Here is a 16,220-nt window from a genome sequence, read left to right on the forward strand (position 1 = left end):
AAAGGCGCACAGCAGTTAGTTGTTCGGCACATCCGCAACCTTGATGTCGAAGTTGGCGCTTTCACCGTCAACGCTGGTCACGGTAGCTGTGACGTCGTATTCGGTGCCCTCTTCGGTCAGGATGCAGGTGATCGTCGCGCCGACTTCGGCGTCAAGGTTCTCCGGACACGTCACGTCGTCGGGTGGCTCGCCGATCTTCTCCGCGAGTTGAGTGGAGATCTGACTCGCGACTTCGGACTTGTCCACTTGCGGCGTCCCGACGCTTGCCGAGCACGCTCCCGTGGCCAATGCCACCGAGAGTAAGACGATTCCCACTGCAGGCCTCTTTGTCATGTGAACTCCCAGGGTGCGCCGGTGCTCGCTGCTGCCAGCTCTGGGATTACCGCATTTGGGACTGTTCAACCGACTTACTCGACGCAGTTTTTCGAGGTCACCGTCGACGGACCGTCAAGTTGAAGCCTTCGGGCATGAGGGTGAGCCGTTCGGCCACCTTCAGTTCGTAATCCGGATCGGCCTCGATCGTGTATTTCTGCAAAATGGTGCCCAACACGAGAACCGCTTCGTGAATGGCGAATTGTCTTCCGATGCAGGCACGTTCACCCGTTCCGAACGGCTTGTACACGTGCGCCGGCCTGGCCTTGATATTGGCAGGCAGGAAACGATCCGGATCGAAAGCCTCGGGATCGTTGCCCCACACCGGATCACGATGAAGTGACGGGATGAGCACGAGCATCCAATCGCCCTTCTTCATCGGATACTTCCCGACGAGCGTGGTGTCTTCGAGTGCCGCGCGGCCGTATGCCGGTGCTGTCGGCCACAGACGCAATGATTCGTCGAGGACGCGTCGTACGTATCGAAGTTTCGCGATCTTCTCGAATGCGGGCTCCTCGCCCTCCCAGACCTTGTCGACCTCAGCTTGCGCCTTGGCCAGTACGTCAGGGTTTTGCGAGAGGTAATACAGTGCGAACGACAAAGCGCCGGAAGTTGTTTCGTGCCCGGCGACGAGGAACGTCACGACCTGATGGCGGATGTTCAGTTCGTCGATACGGTTGGGATCGTTTTCGCGAGCCGCCCGCAGCATCAGTTCGAGAAGATCTTCGGGCCCCGGCTCGGTACTTGTGCGCCGGGCACGGATCACCTCGTCCACAACCTCGGCCATGTACGCCTTCCGGACCTCGTCACGTTGATCGGCGCGGCGTGCGAGGATTCGCCCCAGGGCAGTCGACTTCAGGAATGTCGTGCGCTGTGAATGGGAGAGCGCTCCGACCATTGCCTTGACGAACGGATGCTGCTCTTCGCGTTCGAAAGAGTCGAACGAGTAGCTGAATCCAGTGCGTCCGATGGTCTCCAGCGTCAGCTTGGTCATGTCTGCGGAGACGTCGATGGGGGAGTCGCTCTCACGACTGTCCCAATGGTCGACCAACTCGCCGGCCACGTCGAGCATCGTGCGGTGGTACGAGCGCATCGCTGTCTGGCTGAACGCCGGTGCCAGGAGATTGTGTGCCTTGCCCCAGTTGGGCTCGTGGTTGTAGGCAGTGAACAGTCCGTCGCCGCCGATTCCGCGTAGCGCCTTCACTCCGGGTGCAAGGTGTTTTGCGAACCGGGACTCGTCGGACAGTTCTGCCACCATGTCTGCGCCCGAGGCGAAGACGAAGCGATTTCCCAGGACATTTCTCTCAAAGATCGGGCCGAGTTCGCGGCCGATGCTCACGGAGTTCTGCAGTGGCGTTCGAATGTTGATCCCGAGGACGTCGCCTAGGACTGGCAGGCGCCACGCCGGATGCGGGATCCGAGCATCGGTCGTCGCCTCTGGAGTGGTGTCGACGCTCATGATGTGTCCCCCGGGTGAGATCGCTTACTGAATTGGTGTCTAGTACGCAAAGTACGCCTTACTGAATCGGTGTCAAGTAGTAATCTGACTTGCCTATGGTCGCACCACGAAAACGCCTGGACCGAGAGCAGCGGCGCACGCAGTTGCTCGACATCGGCGCGCAACTTTTTGCCGACCGCTCGTACGAGGACGTCTGGATCGAAGAGGTTGCCGAGATCGCAGGCGTCTCGCGCGGGTTGATGTACCACTATTTCCCTACCAAACGAGACTTCTTCGCGGCAATCGTCGAGCGCGAATCGCAGCACTTGCTCGAGGTGACCGCACCGGACGCGACGCTACCGGTGCGCGAACAGGTGGCAGCCGGGTTGGATGCCTACTTCGCGTACGTGAAGTCGCACAGTAGGGGAGTGCGCGCCATCAACGTCGGGACGCTCTCGGCTGAGGCAGGTATCCGAGCAATCGTCGAACGGGAACTCGAACAACAACAGATTCGGATCCTCGACGCACTCGGATTCGAGGGCGAAGAAAGACAGATCGCTGCAGTCGCGGTGCGGGGATGGATCGCATTCGTCCGGGCCGTGTGTCTCGACTGGCTCGACCAACCTTCCATACCTCACGAGGAGTTGAGGGTGATATGTCTGCGAACCCTCTCCGGAGCGTTGGGCATCGACCTCGAAACGTGAAAATGCCGACCGCGTGGGAGCGGTCGGCATTTCCATGGACAAGTCCGACTAGTCGAGCGTCGAATATAGTTCGTCCCAGCCCTTGGCGACGTACATGTTGGTGTAGATGGACCCGTAGTACGTACTTCCTTGCAGAACGGTGACGTTCCCGGCCTGCACGGCCGGAAGTCGTTGCCACAACTTGTTGTCCGAGAGTTGATCGAAGGTGGAGTCGCTGCTGTCGGTGACGGAAACCATGAACGCGTCGCAGTCTTGCAGACGATCCACCTCTTCGATGCTCAGTCGCCCCTGATTATCGAAACCGGTTGTGTTCAATGTTCTTCCGCCGATATCGGCGAGCGTCATGTCGGTGGGTTGACGATTCTTCTTTCCCGTTTCCTCCGACACGGGCAGGCTGTCGATGTAGATCGTGGCCTTGTCCGGGCTGTAGGACAAGCTCGCGACGGTCTTTCCCGCGATCGCCGAAGCGTGTCGAGAGCGAATGTCCGTGATCAGAGCGTCGTAATCGGTGATCAGGCGATCCATGGTGGGTGTTCGGCCCAGCCAATCGGAGAGCCGGGTCAGGTTCTCCCGCCACGTCTGCTTCGATTCCGTGGTCAAGACCGGAGCGATGGCTTGGAGTTTTGCAGCGGGCCAGTACTCGTTGTCGGCGTTGACGCAGATGATGAGGTCTGGTGTGAGTGCCAGTATCTGCTCCAGATTGGGCTTGTCGCTGAGGTATTCGGCCGAGCCGTCGACGGGAACCCACTCGGTGGCAGGTGAGATGTTGTATCCGAAGACCGGTAGTTCCAAGGCAATGGCGAGCTCGAGGTCGGTTCGGGCGTCGACGGCCAAGACCCGCTTGGGGTTGGTAGGTATGTCATAGGTCCCCAACGGCGTGGTGACGGTGCGCATTTGAGCGTCATCAGCGGTGCCTGAACCGTCGCTGGAACTGCAGGACGACAGAATAGTTGCTACTGCTGCCATCCCGGCTCCGATGCCGAATTGGCGACGGGTAAGTGCGTCGACTAGCTCTTGCCAGACGCGTTCGTCTGGCACGGTAGGTGTATTGGTCAGCATTTTTTCGATACCCTTCGGTCTGAGTCCGTATCGATCGTAGGGTTGGCAATACCAGATCACCTATATCGAAAACCGCCTGATATTAGTCGATTTCGGCCATCGTCCGTGACTTGCGGGTGATGGTGGCGCCGAAGGCAGCGGCGAGCGGGAACATGAGAACGCCGTACACCGCGGCCGGTACTGCCAATTGCACGTTGTCGAGAAGACTGACGGCGATGGTGATCGCCAACGTGCTGTTGTGGATGCCGATTTCCATGGAACTGGCGATGGCCTGACGGTCCTCGATGCCGAAGATTCGGGGAACGATGTAGCCGATCGAGAGGCTCAGCAGGCAGAACAATGCAGCGACGACGCCGATGTCGACGAGGTAGTCCGCGATGTTGTCGCGCTCGGATAAAACCGTTCCGACGATCACCAGCGCGAGAACAATCGCGGATCCGATGCGGACGGGCTTGTCCATGCGCTCGGCAAAGGCGCTCGAGCGCAACCGAACCCACATTCCGAGGGCGACCGGAATCAGGACGACGGCAAAGACCTGGAGGACCTTCGTGAACTGAAGCCCGAGGGTGCCGTCCGCGTCCTCGGGTTCGAAGTAACCCAACGCGAAGTTGGTAATCAGGGGGAGAGTGACCACCGCTATCACCGAATTGACCGCAGTCAGTGTCACATTGAGGGCAACGTCGCCGCGAAACAGGTGGCTGAACAGGTTTGCCGTGGTGCCGCCCGGTGATGCGGCGAGGAGCATCATGCCGACGGCGAGTAGTGGGTCGAGGTCGAACAAGGTGACCAAGCCGAAGGCTGCGGCCGGCAGCAACAGCAATTGACAGATCAGAGCGATCGAGACGGCCTTGGGCGCTTTTGCCACGCGGGCAAAATCTCCGACTGTCAGGGAAAGCCCGAGGCCGAACATGATGATGGCGAGTGCGGCGGGGAGACCGACCGAGGTGAGTGCTGAGTCCATGAGTTAGTGGCTACTTCCAGTCACTGGGGGAATTTCACTGAAACTACCGTGATGCCCGGATCTGCGTGGCAGTTTGGATACATTGATGTATCGAACCGTGACGGCGTCGGTGAGCAGGGTTATCGTCGAATTATGTGCCGAAACATCACTGAACTTCGTGGACTCGAGCCCGCAGCTACGCCGGAGGAAATCGAGGCAGCCTCTCGCCAATACGTACGTAAGGTGAGCGGAATAGCCAAGGTGTCCGACGCCAACCGAGATGCCTTCGAACAGGCGGTGCGTGAGGTAACCGAAACGACGACGCGCCTGCTCAGCGCCCTGCCGCCTCGTAGGCAGCCACCTCAGACGGTCCCGCCGTTGCGTCGTCCGGAAGTACAGGCTCGGATCGCAGCTCGCTCGTCCTGACTCGAGTGGATCTCACAGATATCGACGTATGGGACGTCGAAGCTTTGGACCAGCTGTCCGCTGGGCTCGAAGGCGTTCTGGTCGCTCATCGCGTCCGCGACATCCGTCGACGGCTGAATACGCTGCGCAAAGAAGCCGTCGCCGACGACTTGCATATTCGCCAGGACGGAACCGTCTCTGCGGTTGCGCCCATCGCGGACGGCCACCCGCTCCACGTACACGCCCAACTGCTCGAGGTTGCCGTTCGAGAACTGATCGGTGAGGCACTGCTGGTCAGCGCGGATCTTCATCATGCGTTGTCGCTTCGGTCCCAGGTCGGCGCCGACCTCCGTGACAAGGCTGTGCGCGTGGGAGAGGAGTGGCGAGCATTCAGCCCTGATCGGCAGCGTCAGATGTTGCGCCATGCACCCAGTCTGATTGCCAACCTCGACGGCATTCCCGCAGCGGTGCGAAGTCCCGCCAATCTCGATCGGATTCAATCAGAACGAGCACGGCTGCAAGATGATTCAGTGCGAATCTCGCAAGAACTTCACCGGGAGTTCTTCGGCGGCAGGCTGAGTAACACCGGGGCGGGCCAGTGGTATGCCGAACGTAAACTCGAGGATTTGGACGCGCTCGACGAGTTGTTTCACGCCGAACCTTGTCGACGGTTACTGCTCATGGATATGCGCTCGGGTGAACGAGGATTTGCCGCGATTGCGATCGGTGATCCGGACACAGCGGATCACATCTCCGTGACGATTCCCGGATTGAACACCAACGTCAAGGACTCGATGCGCGGAATGGTCGGCGAGGCAACACGATTGCGAGCCGAGGCGATGCGCCAACTCGAACTGGCCGGTCGAAAGGAAAGCGTGGCAACGATCGCCTGGATCGGATACGACGCGCCACAGGTCATCGGGCCGGGAAAGTTCGACATCGGTCGCGCGAGCTTCGACGTCAGTCGATCGTCCAAGGCAGGCATAGCCGCCGACGCATTGGGCAGCTTTTTTCACGGTCTTCGTTCTGCGTCGGTCAACGAACGCGTCCATATCACCGCGTTGGGGCACTCTTACGGATCGCTTGCGACTTCTCTTGCGTTGCAACGTGGTGCCAGCGCTGCAGTCGACGACGTGGTGTTCTACGGTTCACCCGGAGTGCGGGCCAAGGTGGAGTCAGATCTCGGTATCGCCGACCGTCATGTCTACGTCATGAAAGCGGAAGGCGACAGTATCGCGGGGTTCGGCCGTTTCGGCGGCGATCCGACGCGCACCGAGTTCCATCGGTTGTCCACGGCCGAAGGGATCACCCCGGATGGAGTGAAGCACGAGCGGGCGTTCGGGCATGCGGAGTACGCGAGGACCGGAGACAACGGAGAACTGCGGATGTCGGGTTACAACCTCGCGGTTGTGGTTGCCGGACTGCCGGAGCTTGCCGTCATCGCCTGACCTGCTGCCTTACAGTGGCACTCATGCGTCTGCGACACTCGGCCAGGGGGTTGGTCGTTGACGACCAGTCCCGCCTTCTGCTCTACCGATTCATCGCGCCAGGAGGCGGGCTGACGGTGTGGTGTCCTCCAGGCGGCGGCTTGGAAGGAGACGAAACCTCGCCCGAGGCGCTCGCGCGCGAATTGGACGAGGAGATCGGATTGCGCGACTACGGCGCCGCCACACACGTGTGGCATGAGGAGATCCGTGATCCGACGATATTGCCGGGTTGGGACGGGGCGGTCAATGACTATTTCCTCGTGCCGGTACCGGTCGCATTCGATCCTTGTGGATCGTTGGGGCGCGAAGCGCTGGCCGCGGAGTTGGTCGAGCACTTCGAGTGGTGGAGCGTTGACCGCCTTCTGTCACACTGCGGTCGAGAAGTATTCGGGCCACGCGATTTACCCGACCGATTCGCACGCCTGGTCAAGGATGGGCCGCCGAGTTCGCCGGATCGATTTGTTCGGACGCTGTGAGGGATGCGAGATAGTGGTTTCAATCCTGGATTTGGGCATCGAAAGGCGGCTACGCTGGGCTTATGGAGCACTACGTGCGCAAGGAACCCATCCCGTACGCGTCTACGGCAGCACCGGTCAGTTCTCGCGGCCGGTTCAGAAGGATGCTCCAAAGGTTGTCGATGATTCTTCGCGGGATGATGGGGGATCGGAAGGCGAGTCGATATACCTCGCTCGCTCCGCGTCATCCCGACGGATCACGCACCGCCGTAACGTCTTTCAACAGTAGTGGTGGTGGGAAGTAGGTATCGGTGTACGACACTGCCCGGTAGCCGTCGAAATTTCGACGAGCACCGGGCAGTGACGCACTAATCGAGCTGAGATCAGCGGAGGTACTGTCCGCAAACCGGCCACGCGCCGACGCCCTGACCTGCAAGGACGTTCTCCGCGACGCGGACCTGTTCTGCCTGGCTGGCGTTGGCTGCAGTGCCCGCTCCGCCGTAGGCCGCCCACGTGCTCTGGCTGAACTGGAGGCCGCCGTAGTAGCCGTTTCCGGTGTTCGCAGCCCAGTTGCCCGAGGATTCGCACTCAGCGACACCCGACCAGTCGTGGGTGGCTGCGGATGCGGTGCCGGCGCTCAGTCCAATGGCTCCGGCTGCGAGGGCTCCGGCTGCGGCGACAGAAGCAAGGGCGCGGGTAACGGTGGTCTTGGTCATTTGGGTAAATCCTCTCGAGTCACGCCGGCGGAGGACGGCGACCGTCTCAGCTCCGCTCCCACCACTAGGAAAGTTGTCGAATCCGAACCGCGGGGTGGGACTGGCGGTGGCGATTCGGTAATGCCCGGTTGATCGGGCTGTCACCAACCATAGGAGATGATTACGGATTGGTCACGGGTCGGCGTGTCGACGCAGGTTCGTGCAACAGAAATGCATCAAAGAGCGTCTTCCCAGGTCGCGCGGCGATATGCCAACGCTCTCGGCGTTACATAATCGAGATAAAGTGTGATACAAGTCACCAATAAGGCGCCGTAAAAGCGTCGTTATGCAGCGAATGTGCCGCCCGATTGGCTCGTTTTGCCGACTTTTCGACCCCAGTTTTTTGTCGCGCCGAAGCTCAAATCGAGGCTTGATGTGTTGTCGACCGACCGCCCCGATTTACCTGTGGGGCAGCAGAATTGATACGAGTATCGAGTTTCCGGCTCTACGATCAGACGAGATTCTTGCTCGCCTTGATCCGGCGACGGATGTCGCGCATCTGAATGGTGTTTCCGGCCTGACGGATGGAGCGTGGGATGAACCTGTTGACGAACGACACGAAGATGAAGAGGTGCTCGAATCGACGGCGGTCGTCTTCGGTCCACTCGAGGTCGAGTTGGTCGCGGTAGATCGGCGGAAGGAATCCGACCGTCAGGAACCGCAACAAGTTTCGGAACACCAGGCGTATTGGCCACGCGATCATCTGTAGATTGACCAGGTCGATCAGATATTGCTTGGTGCGTTCGTCTATGACGACGCGTTCGCAACCGAGATTCCAGTAGCGCTCGAAGTCTGCGCGGGTGGCCGGCCACATCTCTTCGGTGACCTGCAGTGTCGTTCCCAAAGTTGACGCGGACTGATAAAACGATTCCGCCTGCTCTTCGGACATCTTGCCGTGCAACAACTGATGGCTGTCTTCGAAGCCGATGAACAGGCAAGCGGCAACCCATAATTGGAGTTCGCGATTGAAGGCGTTGTACTTGACCGGGCTGTTCGCATCGGACTTCACGTGCCGGTGCACCGAGTTCACGGCCTCGCGGTAGGCCTTTCGCTCTTCCTCGTTGCCCAGGATTGCGACCGTCAGGTACTGCGTTGTGGTCCGTGCGCGCTTCCATGGATGCGCGGTCAGGGCACCCGATTCGACTTTGCTTTCCATGACGCCGTACGCCACCTCGGGCCAACCGAGTTGCAGGACGACGTTGGCGGCGGCCCCTGCGAATGACCAGAAATCGAGTGCGTCGGTGATGTGTGCGGGTTTGCGGGCCCACCGCTTACGCTCGGCCGTGATGGTGATGCGTGTCTGATCGGTTCGAAGAGACGACTCGGACTTTCCCGAATCCAGGTAGTGAGTGGGCATCGATCCTCCTCCGTGCGCGGTGAATTACTTGGTCTCGACGTTGCTCACGAGCCAGCGGTCGTCCGAACGAACCAGGGACACGACCATCCGGTACTTCTGTGTATTGCCCTCTGGTGCAGCAATGTTCTTGGCCTGCTGGTCGACGAAGACAAGCACCTTTGCCGACGAATCTTCCAGTGACGTGATGCCGACGTCTGTTGCCGTCGCACTCGCCTGACCTTGGCCTCCAGCGACAACCTCGCGCAGTGAATCCACCATCGTTCGGTAGGTGCCGGCAAACTCGTCGGTCGACATCGACGCGATGGTGTCCTTGTTGGCGTCCAAGTTCTGATAGTCGAAGGAGGACATGATGATCGAGTAATCCCGCGCGGTGTCCAGCGCTTCCTGTCGCAACGTGTCCTCCTCATTCACCGAATACAGGTGAAATCCGAGCACCACCAATGCTGCGACCAGTGCTACCGCCAACAGCGAGATCAGTGCGTTGCGAGGCTCTTTCAGCCGACGAAAGAACGACGGGGGAGTCGGATGTTCGGTCACCTCGGTTTCTGCTTCGTCGAGGAGTGTGCTCTCACCGTGTGCCATTTCCCAGTCCTTCCAACATCAATCTCCAATAGTTCAAGGCGTCGACTCCGGTCGGAATCAGAATCGGATCCGCGACGACCTGCGGTCCGATCGGAGTGCCGGGGACAGTCGAGTTCTGCAATCCGAGGTCGTTCGGCCTCGGAGCATTCTGTGCTCCGCGTTGGACCAGGTCGTCGGCGGGTGGGCAGTACATCGCCAGACTCGGACTGGTGGGGGAGAGATCGCCTACCTCTCGTCTGGGGGTATCGTAGTTGCACACCGGCCCCTGCGTGGCCACCAAGGCGAAATCAGCTCGATCGCCTTTGACGATGGATGCCAGCTTGGCGAGACCGTCGGGGATCGTGACGAGTCCGGTTTCCAGGGCATCCGTGCGGTCGGAGATGATCGGAGCGACCGTGACGAGATTGGCCAGCACCGCTCCGAAAGTGTTGTGGTACTTGTCGAACAACTGCTGGGCGCTATTGAGAGCGGCGGGTGAATGGTCGGTGAGATAAATCAGTACGGGGGCGTTGGACTCGAGTTGTTCGGTGAAGTTCTTTGCTGCCGCCATTCCTCGGACGAACGAATCCGATTGTGTCGCCATGGAGTCCATCAGCGTGGAGGTCCGCGACAGCAGCGCGGCGAGTTCGGCCGACTGGTCGTTCAACTGCGCCGACATTGTCCCGCCGTTGTCGATCATGGTCGCCAAGCTCGGACCGAGCCCGTTGAACGAATTCCCCAGTTCGGTCCCGATGTCGCTGATAGCTTGCGGATCAATCCCTTCCAGGACGCCGGACGCCTGAAGCATCAACTGGCTCATCTGAACTGGCTGCTGATCTGCGGGCATGGCGATCTCGTCGCCGTCCCGAAGATACGGGCCGTGATCGGTGTTGGGGTAGATGTCGACATTCTGGATTCCCGCGGCAGTTCCCATCGTCACCTTGGCGACGCTGTCGGTGGGTATTTCGGTTTTGTCGTTGAGTGAGAGTTCCACGCGAGCGGATCGGGTGCTCGAATCGAGGACAACATCACCGACTTTGCCGACCTGCACTCCGCGGTACGTGACGACCGTGCCCTTGGTCAATCCGAAGGCGTCGGACATGTTGGCGTGCAATCTGATCTGACCACCGAAACCTTGAGGGCCCACCACGTACACGATTCCGAAAGGGATGACGACAGCGGCGATCAGAGCGAACAGGACAAGTTGAACAAGCGCAAGGCGACTCAACGTGGACCTCCCTGAAGTAGATCGGTGAGAGTTCCCGCCGGCGCGATCGATTGTCCGGCCATACCACCGGTCCAGAGTTTGTCGATCGTTCCCGGAATATCGAGGGCGCCGTCAAAAACGAGGTAGTCACCCTGGACTGCGCCGGTGAAGTTCTCGAGCAGCCCGTTCATGTTCGCCAGCGTCTGACCGATCTCCGAGTTGAACGAATCCAGAGTCCCCACAACGGTTGACGCATCGTGCAGCATCGAGTCGAGCCCGTTGGGTGAGGAGTCGAGAATGGTGTTTGCGTTGGTGGCGAGCTGAACGGTCGAGTTCAAGAGGCTCGCAATCTGATCCTTCTGTCCCACGAGAATCGACACCACCTGTGGAACGGAATCGAGGTAGTTGTCGACGACTTCTTGTTGTCCGGCCAACTGGGAGGAGACCCGGGCAGCGAGGTCGACGGCCTCGTCGAACTCGTTTCGGTGACTGCTTGCCTCTGCCAGGAGCGAGGTCAGGGTGTCGGTCAGAGAACGAACTTCACCTGAGCGCCCGGAAAACGCGGTGTTCAGTTCGCGTACGACGGTATCGAGTTGATCGATGCCGCTCCCGGTCAGAACCGTACCGAGGGTGGCGAGTGCACTTTCGACCTGCGGACCGATCTCGGTGCGAGACTCCGGAATTGTATCGCCGTCGCTCAGCGTAGAACCTGACGGAACCTCCGGCAGCAGCAGTCGAATGAACGGGTTTCCCAGTGCGGACGGGAGTTCGACGGAGGCCTTGACGTTGTCCGGCAACTGCGTCGCAGCGTCCAGACTCAGTGTCACGTCGGCTCCGACGACGTCGGCTGACAGTGCGGATACTCGACCGATGACTTTCTGGCCGCTGCGTACGTCTGCTCCCAACACCAGGCCGTCAGCGCCGGCCAGTTGTAGCGACACGGTGTACGCGTCACCGTCGGCCGAACGACCCAGCGGAAGGTCCTGAATGCCTGCACTGCAGCCACCGAAGGCGAACACAGCCGCACAACCCATACCGATGATCGCGACGCCGGCGACTATCCGAACCGATTGCCTCGTCAATTGCCACCTCCGGGGACGGCGCCGCCGGAAATCGCGGAGGCGATGCCGAGCGGATCAGAAGTGCTGAGGGGGAGGGAAATCGGATTCGTGAATCCGGCACCGGTGCAGATCGGCAACTTGTACGCGTCGCACAGCGGCTTGGCGACGGCGAACTGAGTCAATGCAGTCGAGACATTGAGCCGAATGCGTCCGCGCTGATCAGGGCCGATAGTTTGGGAGAGGTTCTGCATCATCAACGGCACCAGGTCCATGAACTCGGCGAGGCCAGGTTGTTTGGCAGCCAGAGTGTCACCGAGAACTCTCACGTTGTCGGCTATGGCACCGACATCGTCGCCGTGAGTTGTCATGAAGCTGTTCAGTTGATCGAAGACGACCTGCAAATCCTGCAGCGGTTGGGAGATGTCCATGTTCTGGCTCGCCCACTGATCGCCCAATTCGCCGAGGTCACCGACAAGTTCGTCCAAGCTGACCTGCCGAGTGTCCAACGCATTCATCAAGGTATTGAGATTGTCGACGAGTGCACCGATGTCTTCCGACCGAGCGCCGACAACTCCGGTGGCCGTGCTGAGGTTGCGAATGGCGGTGTTGAATTGATCGCCCTGACCCTGCCACCCGGCGGCGCCGCGGCTCACGAGATCGCCGAGATTGCCACCGTCCCCGGCAAATGCGTCGGCCAAGGTGCTGACGCTTCCGATCAACCCGTCGAAATCTATGGGGGAGTAAGCACGTTCGATCGGAATCTCGTCGCCGTCTTCGAGCGTCTCTCCACCGGTGTACGCCGGACCGAGTTCGATGTGGCGATCGCTGATCACCGACGGATTGAGAACATAGGCCGAAGCGTCGGCGGGCAGATCGACGGAGTTGGGCATCGACATCGCTACTCGAACAGAAGTTCCGCGAGGTTCCACCGACGTGACCGTCCCGACGCCGACCCCGAGGACGGTGACCTTACTTCCCTCGTAAATCCCACCGACGTAACTGAAATCGGCGTACACAGTCTTGGACTGATCGGTTCGTCCGAAGATGTACCAACCGGGCAGGGCGATCGCCAGGGTCACGACCAGCATGGCGGTGACGGCTTTTCGTGTATTCACTTGCAGCCCTCCATGATGCCGAGCGCGCAGAGCAGATTGTCCGGGATCACGGCTGCCGGGGCGTTGACATCGGTCCAATTGCCGGTGCCGGTGGAGTCGGTGACCGAACGCAGAGCGGACGGAAGACGAGTCAACAGCAGGTCGATCTGATCGGCGTTGTACTTCAGCGTGGCGGTGACTGCGACGAGGTTGTCGGTCATTGCCCCGAACTCGTCCTGACGGTCTGTGAACGTCGTCGAGAGCTTCGAGATGATGATTGTCAGGTTGTCGACCAACTGAGTCAGCGCGTCCTTGCGGACGGCCAGAGTACGCACGATCGTCTGAGCGTTTGCGGCGGTGCCGACAATCGAATCGGTTTGTGCCACCGCCATGTCGGACAGCTCGCGGGACATCGTGAGGATCTGGTCGATCTGTTCACCATTCTGCGCGAAAGCCGCCGAGGCTCCACTGATTCCGGCCAGAGCCCGCCCGACTTGATCGGAATCCGTCGGAATCACCTGCGAAAGGGTGTTCATCATGGACTCCATCCCCTTTAGGTCGACGCCGGTGGCCGCGTTGGTGGCATCACTGCTGACTTCATCGAGGCTGTACGGCACCGTAGTGCGGGAAAGCGGAATGACCCGCCCATCGGAGTCGTCGCCCACTCCGGCCGGCACGATCTCGAGGTAGCGCTTGCCCAAGACTGTCTTGAGCCTGACCGTCGCCGTGCTCTGGTTTCCCAAGGGCTGATCCTTGTCCAGGCGGAAGTTGACGACCACGTGGTCGCCGGCAAGGTCGATCGAATCCACGCGGCCCGCGGGAACTCCGGCCACGTAGACGGGATCGGTATCGGAAAGCCCGCTGGCATTGGCGAACTCGGCTGTGTACGCCGACGTGCGGGCGTTGTACCAGAGTTTCGGAATACCCAGTGCTGCGGCGAGTCCCACCACCAGAACGAAGATTCCGAGACTACCCAGAGCGAGAGCAGTGCCGCTACCGCTGCGTCGGCGATCCCCTTTGAACAGGAAGAGCATGATGCCGACGAACACGTCGATCAGCTTGACCAGAAACATCATGAGCACACCGGCGAATGCGTCGGACCGAAGATGTTGGCTTCCATGTCGCCTGCCTTCAGAGTGAAATTACACAGATACAGGCTGATGAAACTTCCGTAACTTCCGATACGGTTGGCGGCGTCGGCGAACTGGGGAAGGTTGGCGAGAAGTCTGTTGAACTCGTCGGTGCTCGCAATCCAACTGCCGGTGACACTTTCGAGTTGTTGCACGGTCTGACCGAATGCGCCGTTCGACCCGGCCATGATCTGAGCCAGCGACGAGACAGTGCGGTTTCCCTGATCCAACAGCGAGACCAGTTGATCGTTCTGCCCGACGACGGAGGTGCTCAGGCTGTTCAAACCGTCCAGCAGACCTACCAATTCGGGTTGACGCTCGTCGACGGCAGTGAGAAGAGTGTTCATGTTCGTGAGTAGTTGCGCGAAGACGTCCTGACGGTCGACCAGGCCGGAGCTCATGGTCGCGATCTGGTCGAGCAGGGTGGTCATTGCCCGGCCCTGGCCGTTGAAGGTTTCGACAAAACTTCGTGTCAGAGTGTTCACCTGCTCGGGTTGCAGTGCGGCGAACAACGGTTTGAAGCCGTTCATCAGTGCGGTCAAGTTGATCGGCGGTGTTGTCTGCGCCAGCGGTATCGTGCTACCAGGTTCGAGCCGTTGTGCGGATACCGTTGCCTCGCTGTCATCCTGGGTCAGTGCCAGATATCGAGCACCGAGCATGTCGCCGTAGCGCACGGCAGCACGGACGTCCGACTCGAGCGAATATTGCGACTCGATGTCGACGTCGACGATCGCCTTGCTCGTGCCGCCGCCGTTGTCGGCAAACGCAACCGAGTCCACGCGGCCGATACGCACACCCGACATCGTTACCGGATTACCAGGGTTGAGTCCTTCGACGTCGGTGAACTCGAACGAGTACGAATCAGTGCTTCCGCGCACCGGGACCGACAGCGTGTTCGCCACGAACGACGCACAGGCGACGCCGGTGATGCAGAAGAGTGATAACCGAATGACCTGGCCAGGACGAACCTTCACGGGACGGTCACCTCGTTACCTCTGATCATCGGCCCCAACATCAGTGTTGTTGCCGGGTTGGGGGCGTCCGACTGCTCCGGCGAGCTGCCGAGTAGTTGATCTTCGAGGAAACGCAGGGTGGCGGCTTCGGCTTCGCCACCAACGATTGGGGCACTGGCGGGTTGTGCAGGCGTGAGGTTGGAGCCGGAACACTGTGCCCCGCGCGAATTCCCGTACTGCGGGCAATCATCGCCTGTGTACGGGAGCGGTTCGGCGAACGTGGCAACTGCTGTGATGTCGAACTTTCCGGTGGCGAAGACTCGCGCACCGGAGGCGCCGAACGTACTGGCATTGGCGAGGGTGGAACGCAGTCCTCCGGGATTGGCCGCGGTGGTTGCGAGTATCTTTCCGGCGGAATCGATCACGGTGATGATGTTGCTGTTGTTCTCTGCGACAAAATCGTCGACGGTAGCGGCGAAGACTGCGGCCGCGCCGATCGAGGTCTCGAGATTCGCTCTGTTGGCGACCATGCTGTTCGAGACGTTTGTGGCGGCTGCCAAGGTATCGAGAATGTCGGGGGTTGCGCGGTCCAACGCGTCGACGACCGACTTGAATTCGGGTGTCGATTCGAGGAATTGGTGTGCCGCGGGTGTCAATATGCCGGACGCTGCACTGAGATTGTCTATCGTGGTACCGATCTCGGCTCCGTTTCCGTCGAGTGCCTGGCCCAGCGCAGTCAGGGCTGTCTGCAACTTCTCGGGCTGCATCGCGGTGAGGACTCCCACCAATTTGGTGTACACGTCGTAGAGCGCAACGGCTTCGGGTCCGTCGTCCATGCGGATCTCGTCTCCGTCCGCGAGAGTTGTTCGGCCGTGCGGCGCCGGGTTGTCCACGAGCTGCATGTAGATGTCACCGAAGAACGTGCGTGGAACAACGCGAGCCATCACGTCGGCGGGAATCTTCGATGCGTCCTCAGTCTGTATCTGTAGTTGCACCACGGATTCTGTGGTACCTGATTCGATTTCGCCGATTCGGCCGATGTTGACCCCGTGGTACCGGACCGGTGCCTCGCCGCTGATCAGGCCCGCCGTGGCTGGAACAGCCACGAACACGTCGGTGCTCTGCTCGAGGTTTCCGGATCCACGCAGCACCATCGTTACTGCTGCTACGACGGCCACCACGACGGCGATCGCGCCACGTAAGGCGTAAACGATCTTCGTGCGTGTAGTGAGTCTGTCCACG

General features: G+C 60.2%; 16 protein-coding genes and 1 pseudogene. 4 read left to right on the forward strand and 13 right to left on the reverse strand.

From position 1 onward, the window contains the following. Window positions 1-15 precede the first annotated feature (15 nt). Window positions 16-333 (reverse strand): DUF4333 domain-containing protein, encoded by a 318-nt coding sequence (locus ACFWEM_RS16655; RefSeq protein ID WP_283307079.1) that lies wholly within the window; start codon window positions 331-333, stop codon window positions 16-18. A gap of 97 nt (window positions 334-430) precedes the next feature. After that, window positions 431-1,831 carry a cytochrome P450 gene (locus tag ACFWEM_RS16660; RefSeq protein WP_378535152.1) on the reverse strand — a complete coding sequence of 467 codons (1,401 nt, stop codon included), beginning with the start codon at window positions 1,829-1,831 and terminating at the stop codon, window positions 431-433. Between the two features lie 95 nt (window positions 1,832-1,926). Between ACFWEM_RS16660 and ACFWEM_RS16665 the strand changes: the two genes are divergently transcribed. Further along, a complete protein-coding gene (locus tag ACFWEM_RS16665; RefSeq protein WP_214886909.1) occupies window positions 1,927-2,514 on the forward strand; it encodes a TetR/AcrR family transcriptional regulator in 588 nt (195 codons plus the stop codon). Window positions 2,515-2,562: 48 nt separating this feature from the next. On the opposite strand, the gene ACFWEM_RS16670 is transcribed toward ACFWEM_RS16665, so the two are convergent. Together ACFWEM_RS16670 and ACFWEM_RS16675 are read right to left on the reverse strand one after the other, a co-directional pair. Then, entirely contained in the window at window positions 2,563-3,552 is a 990-nt protein-coding gene (locus tag ACFWEM_RS16670; protein WP_378535153.1) for an ABC transporter substrate-binding protein, read from the reverse strand. A gap of 103 nt (window positions 3,553-3,655) precedes the next feature. Beyond that, window positions 3,656-4,534, reverse strand: a complete 879-nt coding sequence (locus tag ACFWEM_RS16675; protein ID WP_378535154.1) for a bile acid:sodium symporter family protein — start codon at window positions 4,532-4,534, stop codon at window positions 3,656-3,658. Window positions 4,535-4,666: 132 nt separating this feature from the next. On the opposite strand from ACFWEM_RS16675, the gene ACFWEM_RS16680 reads away from it, so the two are divergent. The 3 genes from ACFWEM_RS16680 to ACFWEM_RS16690 are packed head-to-tail and all read left to right on the forward strand — an operon-like array spanning window position 4,667 to window position 6,881. Continuing rightward, window positions 4,667-4,939, forward strand: coding sequence for a DUF2277 domain-containing protein (locus ACFWEM_RS16680; RefSeq protein WP_003945457.1), 273 nt, complete (start codon window positions 4,667-4,669; stop codon window positions 4,937-4,939). A 5-nt stretch (window positions 4,940-4,944) separates the two neighbouring features. Next, window positions 4,945-6,366: an alpha/beta hydrolase gene (locus ACFWEM_RS16685; protein ID WP_378535156.1), complete on the forward strand. Its 1,422-nt coding sequence runs from the start codon at window positions 4,945-4,947 to the stop codon at window positions 6,364-6,366. Between the two features lie 23 nt (window positions 6,367-6,389). Then, window positions 6,390-6,881 (forward strand): NUDIX domain-containing protein, encoded by a 492-nt coding sequence (locus ACFWEM_RS16690; protein ID WP_378535158.1) that lies wholly within the window; start codon window positions 6,390-6,392, stop codon window positions 6,879-6,881. A gap of 368 nt (window positions 6,882-7,249) precedes the next feature. Here the strand turns inward: ACFWEM_RS16690 and ACFWEM_RS16695 are convergent. The 9 genes and pseudogenes from ACFWEM_RS16695 to ACFWEM_RS16735 all read right to left on the reverse strand — a co-directional run. Next, window positions 7,250-7,576: pseudogene (locus ACFWEM_RS16695) on the reverse strand (transglycosylase family protein); the annotation flags it as partial. Window positions 7,577-8,066: 490 nt separating this feature from the next. Next, complete coding sequence (locus tag ACFWEM_RS16700; RefSeq protein ID WP_378535160.1) at window positions 8,067-8,972, reverse strand: oxygenase MpaB family protein; 906 nt, start codon at window positions 8,970-8,972, stop codon at window positions 8,067-8,069. Window positions 8,973-8,996: 24 nt separating this feature from the next. Further along, window positions 8,997-9,554, reverse strand: a complete 558-nt coding sequence (locus ACFWEM_RS16705; protein ID WP_378535162.1) for a mce associated protein mas1a — start codon at window positions 9,552-9,554, stop codon at window positions 8,997-8,999. Then, window positions 9,541-10,761 (reverse strand): MlaD family protein, encoded by a 1,221-nt coding sequence (locus ACFWEM_RS16710; protein WP_378535164.1) that lies wholly within the window; start codon window positions 10,759-10,761, stop codon window positions 9,541-9,543. Before ACFWEM_RS16710 ends, ACFWEM_RS16705 begins: the two co-directional genes overlap by 14 nt. Continuing rightward, entirely contained in the window at window positions 10,758-11,822 is a 1,065-nt protein-coding gene (locus ACFWEM_RS16715) for an MCE family protein (RefSeq protein ID WP_378535166.1), read from the reverse strand. Before ACFWEM_RS16715 ends, ACFWEM_RS16710 begins: the two co-directional genes overlap by 4 nt. Further along, window positions 11,819-12,916, reverse strand: coding sequence for an MCE family protein (locus ACFWEM_RS16720; protein WP_378535168.1), 1,098 nt, complete (start codon window positions 12,914-12,916; stop codon window positions 11,819-11,821). The genes ACFWEM_RS16715 and ACFWEM_RS16720 overlap by 4 nt, the downstream gene beginning before the upstream one ends. Next, window positions 12,913-13,968, reverse strand: coding sequence for an MCE family protein (locus tag ACFWEM_RS16725; RefSeq protein WP_378536162.1), 1,056 nt, complete (start codon window positions 13,966-13,968; stop codon window positions 12,913-12,915). The genes ACFWEM_RS16720 and ACFWEM_RS16725 overlap by 4 nt, the downstream gene beginning before the upstream one ends. Next, the gene (locus ACFWEM_RS16730) at window positions 13,968-14,999 is read right to left on the reverse strand and encodes an MCE family protein (RefSeq protein ID WP_378535170.1); all 1,032 of its coding nucleotides are present in this window, start codon (window positions 14,997-14,999) and stop codon (window positions 13,968-13,970) included. Before ACFWEM_RS16730 ends, ACFWEM_RS16725 begins: the two co-directional genes overlap by 1 nt. After that, window positions 14,996-16,219: an MCE family protein gene (locus ACFWEM_RS16735; RefSeq protein WP_378535172.1), complete on the reverse strand. Its 1,224-nt coding sequence runs from the start codon at window positions 16,217-16,219 to the stop codon at window positions 14,996-14,998. The genes ACFWEM_RS16730 and ACFWEM_RS16735 overlap by 4 nt, the downstream gene beginning before the upstream one ends. Window position 16,220 lies beyond the last annotated feature (1 nt).

Source organism: Rhodococcus sp. NPDC060176 (assembly GCF_042728675.1).
In the GTDB taxonomy this organism is placed as follows: domain Bacteria; phylum Actinomycetota; class Actinomycetes; order Mycobacteriales; family Mycobacteriaceae; genus Rhodococcus_F.

Coding starts and splice junctions, on each gene's coding strand:
- ACFWEM_RS16655 (WP_283307079.1), bottom strand. CDS start 333: ATGACAAAGAGGCCTGCAGTGGGAATCGTCTTACTCTCGGTGGCATTG.
- ACFWEM_RS16660 (WP_378535152.1), bottom strand. CDS start 1,831: ATGAGCGTCGACACCACTCCAGAGGCGACGACCGATGCTCGGATCCCG.
- ACFWEM_RS16665 (WP_214886909.1), top strand. CDS start 1,927: ATGGTCGCACCACGAAAACGCCTGGACCGAGAGCAGCGGCGCACGCAG.
- ACFWEM_RS16675 (WP_378535154.1), bottom strand. CDS start 4,534: ATGGACTCAGCACTCACCTCGGTCGGTCTCCCCGCCGCACTCGCCATC.
- ACFWEM_RS16680 (WP_003945457.1), top strand. CDS start 4,667: ATGTGCCGAAACATCACTGAACTTCGTGGACTCGAGCCCGCAGCTACG.
- ACFWEM_RS16690 (WP_378535158.1), top strand. CDS start 6,390: ATGCGTCTGCGACACTCGGCCAGGGGGTTGGTCGTTGACGACCAGTCC.
- ACFWEM_RS16700 (WP_378535160.1), bottom strand. CDS start 8,972: ATGCCCACTCACTACCTGGATTCGGGAAAGTCCGAGTCGTCTCTTCGA.
- ACFWEM_RS16705 (WP_378535162.1), bottom strand. CDS start 9,554: ATGGCACACGGTGAGAGCACACTCCTCGACGAAGCAGAAACCGAGGTG.
- ACFWEM_RS16725 (WP_378536162.1), bottom strand. CDS start 13,968: ATGTTTCTGGTCAAGCTGATCGACGTGTTCGTCGGCATCATGCTCTTC.